This window comes from Kitasatospora sp. NPDC005748, from assembly GCF_040630735.1.
Classification (GTDB): Bacteria; Actinomycetota; Actinomycetes; order Streptomycetales; family Streptomycetaceae; genus Kitasatospora.
The window spans coordinates 37,444-48,143 of record NZ_JBEXYD010000059.1 but is presented as its reverse complement, the minus strand read 5'-3'; the positions used below and the strand labels follow the sequence as shown (position 1 = coordinate 48,143).

The window sequence follows — 10,700 nt, the reverse complement described above, 5'->3', positions numbered from 1 at the left end:
AGCTACCTCGCAGGCCTTCACCTCCGCGCCTCGATGATCTGGATAGACGACCTCGTACGACCGCTCCACTGATCACAACATCACACAGGCCCTAGGGCCGCCAGTCGCCGGCCAGGGCGGGGCCGAGCTGGTCGAAGTGACGGGTGATCAGCGCGATCATGCCCTCCAGGCCGGACGCCTCGTGGTCGGCGCTCCAGGACAGGTGGGCCGCGCGCAGCACGCTGCCGAAGACCGCGGCCATCACGGTGGGGCGCAGGTCCTCGGCCGGGTCGAGGCCCTCGCGGGCGGCCAGCACCTGGACCACCACCCGCTCCTGCTCGGTGACCCGGCGCAGGTGGGCGGCGAGCAGTGTGGGGGTGTCCTCGATCATCTGCATCAGTTCCAGCGCGCTGGTCACCGAGCCCGGGCCGGTCCGGTGCCGGGAGCCGAGGTCGTGCCAGGACTCGACGATCGCGGCCCGCAGAGCCTGCAGCGGGTTCTCGTCGGCGGGGCGGGCCCGTAGCCGGTCGATGAAGTAGTCCTCGGCGTCGGCCATGACGGCGAGGGCGACCTCGTCCTTGTTGGCGAAGTAGCGGAAGAAGGTGCGCTGCGAGACGTCGACGGCGGCGGCGATCTCGTCCACCGTCGTGCCGGCGAACCCCTGGCTGAGGAAGAGCCGGTGGGCGGCCTCGATCAGGGCGTCCCGGGTGCGCTGCTTCTTGCGCTCGCGCAGGCCGGGACCGGCGCCCTCGGCCGGCCGGAGGGCCGGGGCGGTGGCGAGGGGCGAGCGCTGAGCGGCCATGGCGGGGGCCTTCCGGACGGCGAGGCGGAGGGGGGTACTGGTGCACAACTGTAGCGGTCTGACAAATGTCAGTCCCCGCAACAAGGCAGAGTTTGCCAAATGTCAGTTGCTGACATAATCTCCGGAGCGTGGCGCCCCCAGGCCGGGTAACTCGTGGGGACGGGTGGGCCCGGGGCGCCACGACCACGTCTGTTCGCTGCCATGCCCCCGGAGGGCCCCAGATGAGCCAGTCCGTCGTCAAGAGCACCAAGGCGGACGACCCGCCGCAGCCCGACTCGTCCTCCGGGGGCGGCCTGAAGGGGCATCCCTGGCTGACCCTGCTGACCGTCGCCGTCGGCGTGATGATGGTCGCGCTGGACGGCACGATCGTCGCGATCGCGAACCCCGTCATCCAGGCCGACCTCAAGGCCGCGCCGTCCGAGATCCAGTGGGTGACCAGCGGTTACCTGCTCGCCCTCGCGGTCTTCCTGATCACCGCCGGCAAGATCGGCGACCGCTTCGGCCACAAGCGGACCTTCCTGGTCGGCGCGGCCGGCTTCGCCGCCACCTCGGCCGCGATCGCCTTCGCGGGCAACATCGAGACGGTGATCGCCTGCCGCGTCCTGCAGGGCCTGTTCGGCGCGCTGCTCCAGCCGGCCGCGCTCGGCCTGCTGCGCGGGGCCTTCCCGGTCGAGAAGCTCAACATGGCGATCGGCATCTGGGGCGGGGTGATCGGCGCGTCCTCGGCGGCCGGTCCGATCGTCGGCGGTCTGCTGGTCGAGCACGTCAGCTGGCAGTCGGTGTTCTTCATCAACATCCCGGTCGGCCTGCTCACGCTGGCCCTCGGCATCTGGATCCTGCGGGACGTCCGGGCCGAGAAGGCGGCCAAATCCTTCGACGTCCCCGGCATCGTGCTGCTCTCGCTGGCGATGTTCGCGCTGGTCTTCGGCATCATCAAGGCGCCCGAGTGGGGCTGGGGCGACACCAGCACCCTGCTCTTCCTGGGCGGCGCGCTGGTCCTGATGACGGCCTTCGCGCTCTGGCAGCGGGTCGCCCGCGAGCCGCTGATCCCGCTCAGCCTGTTCCGCTCCGTCCCGCTGTCGGCCGCCACGCTGCTGATGGTGCTGATGGCCTTCTCGTTCTTCGGCGCGATCTTCTTCGTGACCTTCTACCTGCAGAACGTCCACGGGATGGCGCCGGTCGAGGCCGGCGTCCACCTGCTGCCGATGACCGGCATGATGATCATCGGCTCGCCGGTGGCGGGGCTGGCCATCGGCCGGCTCGGCCCGCGGGTCCCGATCGTGGCCGGCATGCTGATCACCACCGTGGCGATGTTCGGGATGTCCACCCTGGACGAGGGCTCCGGCGCCGGGGTGATGTCGCTGTGGTTCGTCCTGATGGGCCTGGGCATGAGCCCGGTCATGGTCGGCGCCACCGAGGTGATCGTCGGCAACGCGCCGATGGAGCTCTCCGGCGTGGCCGGCGGCCTCCAGCAGGCCGCGATGCAGGTCGGTGGCAGCCTCGGCACCGCGGCGCTGGGCGCCCTGATGGCCGCCAAGGTCGGCGACGTGCTGCCCGGCAAGTGGGCCGAGGCCGGCCTGCCGCCGGTCCAGGGCGCCGAGGCCGAGGGCCTCAAGCAGGCGGCCCAGCTCGGCTTCGCCCCGCCCGCCCCGGAGGGGACCCCGGCCGAGGTGGTCGACGCGATGGCCGGCGCCGTCCACCAGTCCTTCCTCAGCGGGATGTCGCTCGCCTTCGCGGTGGCGTCCGTGGTGGCCTTCGCCGCCGCCCTGCTCGGGCTGCTCGCCCGCCGGGGCAAGGGCGAGGCCGGCCCGGCCGTCCACATCTGACCGCCCGCGCACCGCGAAGCCGGTGGCCCCGGACTCCCTCGGGAGTCCGGGGCCACCGGCTTCGCGCGTCGGCCTTCCGGGTCAGCCCGCCGCGCGGCGCAGCTCCACCAGCGGCACCACGCGCCCGGCCCGCGCCCGGTAGGCGGCGAACGCCGGCTGGGCGGCGATCTGGGCCGCCCAGAGGGCCTCGTACCGCTCGCCGCCGGTCACCGGGACGGCCAGCGCCGGGTAGCGCTCGGCGCCGAGCTCGACGGTGACCTCGGGGCGGGCGGCCAGGTTGCGGTACCAGTCCGGATCGGCCGGGGCACCGCCGTTCGAGGCGAAGACGACGGGTCGGCCGCCCTCCGTCAGATGGACCAGCGGGGTGGTGCGCGGCTCGCCGCTGCGCCGGCCCCAGGTGGTGAGCAGCAGCAGCGGGGTGCCCGCGAAGGAGCCGCCGACCGCGCCGGCCGAGGCCCGGAACTCGGTGATCACACCGCGGTTGTACGCGTTGCCGCCGACGGCGGGCTCGGGGTGGACGGCGTTCATGGGAGACCTCCTGGGGTGGTCCGGTTCGTCTGGGAACGACCCTAGGAGCTCACACCTGTGTGAGGTTCAAGGGGATGTGACGGAGGTCACGCCGGGGATCCGGCGGCGGGAACGGCGAAGGGCCGGACCTCCACGGAGGAGGTCCGGCCCCTGGGTTCACCGGTTCACCGGCTCACCGAGCGCTCAGGCGTCGCCGCCGGCGGCACCCGGGTCGGCCGCGGCCACGTCCAGCAGCTGGTAGCGGTCGATCGCGTCCTTCAGGGCGCTGCGGTCGATCTTGCCCTGCTTGGCGAGCTCGGTGAGCACGCCCAGGACGACCGACTGCGCGTCGATGTGGAAGAAGCGACGGGCCGCGCCACGGGTGTCGGCGAAGCCGAAGCCGTCGGCACCCAGCGACTGGTACTGCCCCGGCACCCAGCGCGAGATCTGGTCCGGCACCGCGCGCATCCAGTCGGAGACGGCGACGAACGGGCCCTCGGAGCCCTGCAGCTTCTGCGTCACGTAGGGGACGCGCTGCTGCTCCTCCGGGTGCAGGAGGTTGAACTCCTCGGCCTCCACCGCGTCGCGGCGCAACTCGTTCCAGGAGGTCGCGGACCAGACGTCGGCCTTGACGTTCCACTCCTCGGCGAGGACGCGCTGGGCCTCCAGGGCCCACGGCACCGCCACGCCGGAGGCGAGGATCTGGGCCGGGATCTGCCCGGCGGTCGCCGGGGCGTACCGGTGCAGACCCTTGAGGATGCCCTCGACGTCGACGTTCTCCGGCTCGGCCGGCATCTTGATCGGCTCGTTGTAGACGGTCATGTAGTAGAAGACGTCCTCGCCGTGCGGGAACTCCGCCGACGAGCCGTACATCCGCCGCAGGCCGTCCTGGACGATGTGCGCGATCTCGAAGCCGTACGCGGGGTCGTACGCGACGACGCCCGGGTTGGTCGAGGCCAGCAGGTGCGAGTGGCCGTCCGCGTGCTGCAGGCCCTCGCCGGTCAGCGTGGTCCGGCCGGCGGTGGCGCCGATCACGAAGCCGCGGGCCAGCTGGTCGGCCATCTGCCAGAACTGGTCACCGGTGCGCTGGAACCCGAACATCGAGTAGAAGACGTAGACCGGGATCAGCGGCTCGCCGTGGGTGGCGTAGGAGGAGCCCGCGGCGATCAGCGAGGCCGTGCAGCCCGCCTCGGAGATGCCGTCGTGCAGCATCTGGCCGGTCGGGGACTCCTTGTACGCCAGCAGCAGCTCGCGGTCGACCGACTCGTAGGTCTGGCCCAGCGGGTTGTAGATCTTCGCCGACGGGAACAGCGAGTCCATGCCGAAGGTGCGGTACTCGTCGGGCGCGATCGGCACGAAGCGGTTGCCGATGCCCTTGTCCCGCATCAGGTCCTTGAGCACCCGGACGAACGCCATGGTGGTGGCGATGGTCTGGTTGCCCGAACCCTTCTTGACCGCCTTGTACGCGTCGTCGCCCGGCAGCTCCAGCTGACGCGGCCGCACCTTGCGGGTCGGCACGTAGCCGCCCAGCTCCTTGCGGCGGTCGTGCATGTACTGGATCTCCTCCGAGTCACGGCCCGGGTGGTAGTAGGGCGGGTAGCCCTCCTCCAGCTGCTTGTCCGTGATCGGGATGTGCAGGCGGTCGCGGAAGCGCTTCAGGTCCTCGACCGTCAGCTTCTTCATCTGGTGCGTCGCGTTGCGGCCCTCGAAGTTGGGGCCGAGCGTCCAGCCCTTGACCGTCTGGGCCAGGATGACCGTCGGCTGGCCCGTGTGCTCGCGGGCCGCCTTGAACGCCGCGTAGACCTTGGCGTGGTCGTGGCCGCCGCGGCCCAGGTGCTGGATCTGCTGGTCGGTCATGCTCTCGACCATCTTGCGCAGCCGCAGGTCGCCGCCGAAGAAGTTCTCGCGGATGTACGCGCCGGTCTCGGTGGCGTACGTCTGGAACTGGCCGTCGACCGTGGTGTTCAGCTTGTTCACCAGGACGCCGTCGCGGTCCTGTGCGAGCAGCGGGTCCCAGCTGCGGTCCCAGACCAGCTTGATGACGTTCCAGCCGGCGCCCCGGAACTGGGACTCCAGCTCCTGGATGATCTTGCCGTTGCCGCGGACCGGGCCGTCCAGGCGCTGCAGGTTGCAGTTGACCACGAAGGTCAGGTTGTCCAGGCCCTCACGCGCGGCGAGCGACAGCTGGCCCAGCGACTCCGGCTCGTCCATCTCGCCGTCGCCGAGGAAGGCGTACACGTGCGAGGCGGAGGTGTCCTTGATGCCCCGGTGCTCCAGGTAGCGGTTCATCCGGGCCTGGTAGATCGCGCCGAGCGGGCCGAGGCCCATCGAGACGGTCGGGAACTCCCAGAAGTCCGGCATCAGCCGCGGGTGGGGGTAGCTGGAGAGGCCGTACGGGGCCTTCGACTTCTCCTGGCGGAAGGCGTCGAGCTGCTGCTCGGACAGTCGGTCCAGGAGGAAGGCGCGGGCGTAGATGCCGGGGGAGGCGTGACCCTGGAAGAAGATCTGGTCGCCGGACTCGCCCTCGGCGTCCTTGCCGCGGAAGAAGTAGTTGAAGCCCACGTCGTAGAGCGACGCGGAGGAGGCGAAGGTGGCGATGTGGCCGCCGACGCCGATGCCCGGACGCTGCGCCCGGGAGACCATGACGGCCGCATTCCAGCGGGTCGCGTTGAGGACCTTGCGCTCGATCTCCTCGTTGCCGGGGAAGAACGGCTCGTCCTTGGTGGCGATGGTGTTGATGTAGTCCGTGCTGCGCATCTCGGGCACGGCGACACGCTTCTCGCGGGCGCGCTCGATCAAGCGGAGCATCAGGTAGCGGGCACGCTCGCGCCCCCGCTCGTCGATGGCCGCGTCAAGCGACTCCAGCCATTCCGCGGTCTCCTCGGGATCGAAGTCCGGGACCTGACTCGGAAGGCCGCCAATGATGATCGGGTTGCGATCGGATCCGGAAGCCACGCTGTTCCTTCACTGTCGGTCGAAACTGAGGTGTGTCGCGCCGCCTCCATCGTGCTACCGCGCTCGGAGATCCGTCATCTCTACCGATCGGTAACCGCTGCGCCCGGTAGGCGGAGCGGTCTGGCGGCGCGCGGAGCAGGCGCTATTGCCTGCGCCCCGCACCACCGGGTGTTACGAACAGAGGTGGTCCGACCTGGTTGCCCGATCGTCCGATGGCGGGCGGTCGGGGTGAGGGCCAACAGGAGACTCTACGCCCGCGCACGCGCGGACCCGAATGCCGTTCGCATCTCGGGCACGCGTACGGCCTGTGGACCGGGGTCACCCGAAGCATCCTTGTCCCATGCAGAGAAGGGCAAATCGGTGTGATTCACGACACGTCGACCGGCGTGTCCCCCTGTGGCACGTCAACCTTTGGAGGGGATCGGGGGTCGGGTACTTGCGCGAACCGCCGCGCCCGTGTGGACTACGGCCACAGCCTCGGCATGGATGCCGAGCCGAATACTGGAGGTTATTCCCGTGAGCGCGACCGCGGACCCCGCGGACAAGTCCAACCCGGCCCACCGTCTCGGATTCGAGAAGGACCAGATCATCCAGGAGCTGGGGTACGACGAAGACAGTGACCAGGAACTCCGCGAGGGCATCGAGGAGATCACCGGGACAGATCTCGTCGACGAGGACTACGACGACGTCGCCGACGCCGTCCTGCTGTGGCACCGCGACGACGACGGCGATCTCACCGACACCCTCGTCGACGCCCTGGAATACCTGGCCGAGGGCGGCCTGATCTGGCTTCTGACGCCCAAGACCGGCCGGGACGGCCACATCGAGGCGTCCGACATCGCCGACGCGGCCCGGACCGCCGGCCTCTCGCAGACCAGCTCGATCGCCATCGCCAAGGACTGGGCCGCCACTCGGTTGGCGACCAAGGCCGCCAAGGCGGGCAAGCGCTGAGCGCCCCTCGCGCCTGAGCCGCGATCCAGGGCCGGGCCCCGTTGGAGCTTCCTCCAGCGGGGCCCGGCCGTTTCGCGTTCCGGGCTGGATCTCCTGCCGGGGGTGGCGTTCGCCGAGGGCGAAAGGAGGCGCCCCGAGCGCCGGCCGCCTCACCCGTTCGGCCGAATCGGGGTCGGCGAATGCAAGGATGGCGCTCGCCGCGCCCGCCGCGCGGCCCTGTCGCGTCAGAAAGGTCCCACCATGGCCATCGAGGTCGGCACCGAGGCTCCGGACTTCGAGCTGAAGAACCAGCACGGCGAGCTGGTCAGGCTCTCCGACTTCCGGGGCGAGAAGAACGTCGTCCTGGTCTTCTACCCGTTCTCCTTCACCGGCGTCTGCACCGGCGAGGTCTGCGCGATCCAGAAGGAGCTGCCGCGCCTGCAGAACGACGAGGTCCAGGTGCTCGGCGTCTCCAACGACTCGCCGTTCACCCAGCGCGTCTTCGCCGAGCAGGAGGGCCTGGAGTACCCGCTGCTCTCCGACTTCTGGCCGCACGGCGAGGTCTCCCGCGCCTACGGCGTCTTCAACGAGGAGAAGGGCTGCGCGGTGCGCGGCACCTTCGTGATCGACAAGGCCGGCGTGGTCCGCTGGAGCGTCGTCAACGACCTGCCGGACGCCCGTGACGAGCAGGAGTACCTGAAGGTCCTCGGCGCGCTCTGAGGCCCCCGCGCGCCCCTTCCCGGGGGCGCCCGACGGGCCCGGCGGGCTGCGGACGGACCGCGGGGCGGGCCCCCGCGCGGATTCGAACAGCCACGCCGGGCCCGTTCTCCGCCCAGGACGGGAACCCGGCACTACGATCGGTCCGTTGGCTGGTCAGAGGCTCGGCGCAATCCTCGCCGCACCTCCGACCGCACCACGGGGGCACCAGTGCGTGCCTCCCGAATCTTGGAGGACAAGTGGGTGTCAGCCTGAGCAAGGGCGGCAATGTCTCGCTCACCAAGGAAGCCCCCGGCCTGACCGCCGTGGTCATCGGCCTTGGCTGGGACGTCCGTACCACCACCGGCACGGACTTCGACCTGGACGCCAGCGCCCTGCTCTGCAACGACCAGGGCAAGGTCGACAAGGACGGCAACTTCGTCTTCTTCAACAACCTGAAGAGCCCCGAGGGCTCGGTCGAGCACACCGGCGACAACCTGACCGGTGCCGGCGAGGGCGACGACGAGGCCATCAAGGTCGACCTGGCGACCGTGCCGGCCGATGTGCAGAAGATCGTCTTCCCGGTGTCGATCTACGACGCCGAGAACCGGACCCAGAACTTCGGCCAGGTCCGCAACGCGTTCATCCGCGTGGTGAACCAGGCCGACAACAAGGAGCTGGCCCGGTACGACCTCTCCGAGGACGCCTCGACCGAGACCGCGATGGTCTTCGGCGAGCTGTACCGCAACGGCGCCGAGTGGAAGTTCCGCGCCATCGGCCAGGGGTACGCCTCCGGCCTGCGCGGCATCGCCCAGGACTTCGGCGTCAACGTCTGAGCCGGGCGGCGGGCCCGCCGGGCCTGACGGAGTACCACCGGGCCGGGGTCGGCCGCGGACGCGAGGGCGTCGGCGGCCGCCCCGGCTTCGTGCTGTCCGGGGCCGTGTCGCTCGGGTTCGTGCTGTGCGGCTTCGTGGCGCCCGGGGCGGGCGGCGGGTGGGGCCCGGCCGGGGGGCACCGGTTCGTGCGCCCCGGCTTCGAGCCGGTCCGGCGCACTGGAAGGATAGGAGTTCAGGAAGTTCAGCCGGCCGAAGGAGGCCGGGCGGGGCCACGGGGGAATAGACCTTGAGATGCGCCCCGGGAGGAAAAGGGAGGAAGGACAGCCATGAGTGTCACGCTCGCCAAGGGTGGAAACGTCTCGCTCACCAAGGCCGCGCCGAATCTGACGCAGGTCCAGATCGGTCTCGGCTGGGACGCCCGCTCGACCACCGGTGCGCCGTTCGACCTCGATGCGAGCGCGCTGCTCTGCTCGGGAGGCCGGGTGCTCGGTGACGAGTACTTCGTCTTCTACAACAACCTGAAGAGCCCCGAGGGCTCGGTCGAGCACACCGGTGACAACCTCACCGGCGACGGCGACGGCGACGACGAGGTCGTGCTGGTCAACCTGGACCTCGTCCCCCCGCAGGTGGACAAGGTGGCCTTCCCGGTGTCGATCTACGACGCCGAGTCGCGCCTGCAGAACTTCGGTCAGGTGCGCAACGCCTACATCCGGGTGGTCAACTCCCTGGACGGGCAGGAGATCGCGCGGTACGACCTGACCGAGGACGCCTCCAGCGAGACCGCGATGATCTTCGGCGAGCTGTACCGCTACGCGGGCGAGTGGAAGTTCCGCGCGGTGGGCCAGGGGTACGCCTCGGGTCTGCGCGGCATTGCCCTCGATTTCGGCGTGAACGTACAGTAACGGCGGCCCGAGACCCGCGTCCGACGCGGTCGACGTCCTCGGCGCCATGAACTCGAAAGGTAACCAAGTCCCGTGTTCCTCCGCACCTTCGGCTGGTCATTCGCGATCACCGTCATCGGGCTGATCGCAGCCGGCCTGCTCTGGGGAGCTGAAGGATTCGGCATCGTGCTGATCCTCTCCATCCTGGAGATCTCCCTGTCGTTCGACAACGCGGTGGTCAACGCCACGGTGCTGAAGCGGATGAACCCGTACTGGCAGAAGATCTTCCTCACCGTCGGCGTGCTGATCGCCGTCTTCGGTATGCGGCTGATCTTCCCGCTGCTGGTCGTCGGCCTCACCGCGCACCTCAGCCCCGCGACCGTCATCGACCTCGCGCTCAACTCCGACAAGACCTACGAGGGTTCCACCTACGCCCAGTACCTGGAGGCCGCCAACCCGGCCATCGCGGCGTTCGGTGGCGTCTTCCTGCTGATGATCTTCCTCGACTTCATCTTCGAGGAGAAGGACTACAACTGGCTGGCCTGGATCGAGCGTCCGCTGGAGAAGGTCGGCAAGCTGGAGGCCTTCTCGACGGTCGTCGCGCTGGTCACGCTGTTGCTGGCGTCCAACTTCTTCGCCGGGGAGCACGCCGAGACGGTGCTGCTCGCCGGAGTGCTCGGCCTGGTCACCTACCTCTCCGTCAACGGGCTCTCCTCGATCTTCGAGGCGGGCCTGGAGGAGGAGGCCGAGGAGGAGGAGGAGAAGTCCGGCAAGTCCGGGAAGTCCATCGTCCAGGTGGGCGGCAAGGCCGCGTTCTTCCTCTTCATGTACCTGGAGGTGCTGGACGCGTCGTTCTCCTTCGACGGCGTGGTCGGCGCGTTCGCGATCTCCAGCGACATCTTCCAGATCACCCTGGGCCTCGGCATCGGCGCGATGTACATCCGCTCGCTGACCGTCTACCTGGTCCGTCAGGGCACCCTCGACGACTACGTCTACCTGGAGCACGGCGCGCACTACGCGATCGGCGCGCTTTCGGTGATCCTGCTGGTCGGCATCGAGTACCACATCCCGGAGATCGTCACCGGCCTGATCGGTGTCGCCTTCATCGGCCTCGCCCTCGGCTCGTCGATCCTGCGCAACCGCAAGGAGGCCGCCGCGGGCGGCGGCGGGGACGACCACGAACTGGCGAGCGCCGGCAAGTAGCGCTCCGCACCCGGGGCCGTCGCCCCGGGGCCCGACGAGAACGGCCGCCCCCTCCGGTGAGGGGGCGGCCGTTCTGCGTGCGTGG

The 10,700-nt window shown here is 69.9% G+C and carries 9 protein-coding genes; 6 read left to right on the top strand and 3 right to left on the bottom strand.

All coding sequences use genetic code 11. The features are described from left to right. Positions 1-91 precede the first annotated feature (91 nt). Positions 92-781, bottom strand: coding sequence for a TetR family transcriptional regulator (locus ABZ495_RS30210; RefSeq protein ID WP_359839065.1), 690 nt, complete (start codon positions 779-781; stop codon positions 92-94). Positions 782-1,002: 221 nt separating this feature from the next. Between ABZ495_RS30210 and ABZ495_RS30205 the strand changes: the two genes are divergently transcribed. Continuing rightward, positions 1,003-2,607 carry an MFS transporter gene (locus ABZ495_RS30205; RefSeq protein ID WP_329487479.1) on the top strand — a complete coding sequence of 535 codons (1,605 nt, stop codon included), beginning with the start codon at positions 1,003-1,005 and terminating at the stop codon, positions 2,605-2,607. An 81-nt stretch (positions 2,608-2,688) separates the two neighbouring features. Here the strand turns inward: ABZ495_RS30205 and ABZ495_RS30200 are convergent, their stop codons facing one another. Both ABZ495_RS30200 and aceE read right to left on the bottom strand, forming a co-directional pair. Continuing rightward, the gene (locus tag ABZ495_RS30200; protein WP_359839064.1) at positions 2,689-3,135 is read right to left on the bottom strand and encodes a nitroreductase/quinone reductase family protein; all 447 of its coding nucleotides are present in this window, start codon (positions 3,133-3,135) and stop codon (positions 2,689-2,691) included. A 183-nt stretch (positions 3,136-3,318) separates the two neighbouring features. Further along, positions 3,319-6,069 (bottom strand): pyruvate dehydrogenase (acetyl-transferring), homodimeric type, encoded by a 2,751-nt coding sequence (gene aceE / locus ABZ495_RS30195; RefSeq protein WP_359839062.1) that lies wholly within the window; start codon positions 6,067-6,069, stop codon positions 3,319-3,321. A 516-nt stretch (positions 6,070-6,585) separates the two neighbouring features. Between aceE and ABZ495_RS30190 the strand changes: the two genes are divergently transcribed. From ABZ495_RS30190 to ABZ495_RS30170, 5 genes are all read left to right on the top strand, one after another. Next, entirely contained in the window at positions 6,586-7,020 is a 435-nt protein-coding gene (locus tag ABZ495_RS30190; protein WP_359802906.1) for a DUF3052 domain-containing protein, read from the top strand. A gap of 240 nt (positions 7,021-7,260) precedes the next feature. Beyond that, complete coding sequence (locus tag ABZ495_RS30185) at positions 7,261-7,719, top strand: peroxiredoxin (RefSeq protein WP_329487475.1); 459 nt, start codon at positions 7,261-7,263, stop codon at positions 7,717-7,719. Positions 7,720-7,955: 236 nt separating this feature from the next. Then, on the top strand, positions 7,956-8,531 hold the full coding sequence (locus tag ABZ495_RS30180) for a TerD family protein (protein WP_329487474.1): 576 nt from the start codon (positions 7,956-7,958) through the stop codon (positions 8,529-8,531). A 326-nt stretch (positions 8,532-8,857) separates the two neighbouring features. After that, positions 8,858-9,433, top strand: a complete 576-nt coding sequence (locus ABZ495_RS30175; RefSeq protein ID WP_329487473.1) for a TerD family protein — start codon at positions 8,858-8,860, stop codon at positions 9,431-9,433. A gap of 72 nt (positions 9,434-9,505) precedes the next feature. After that, positions 9,506-10,615 carry a DUF475 domain-containing protein gene (locus ABZ495_RS30170; RefSeq protein WP_359802904.1) on the top strand — a complete coding sequence of 370 codons (1,110 nt, stop codon included), beginning with the start codon at positions 9,506-9,508 and terminating at the stop codon, positions 10,613-10,615. The last annotated feature ends 85 nt before the right edge of the window (positions 10,616-10,700 follow it).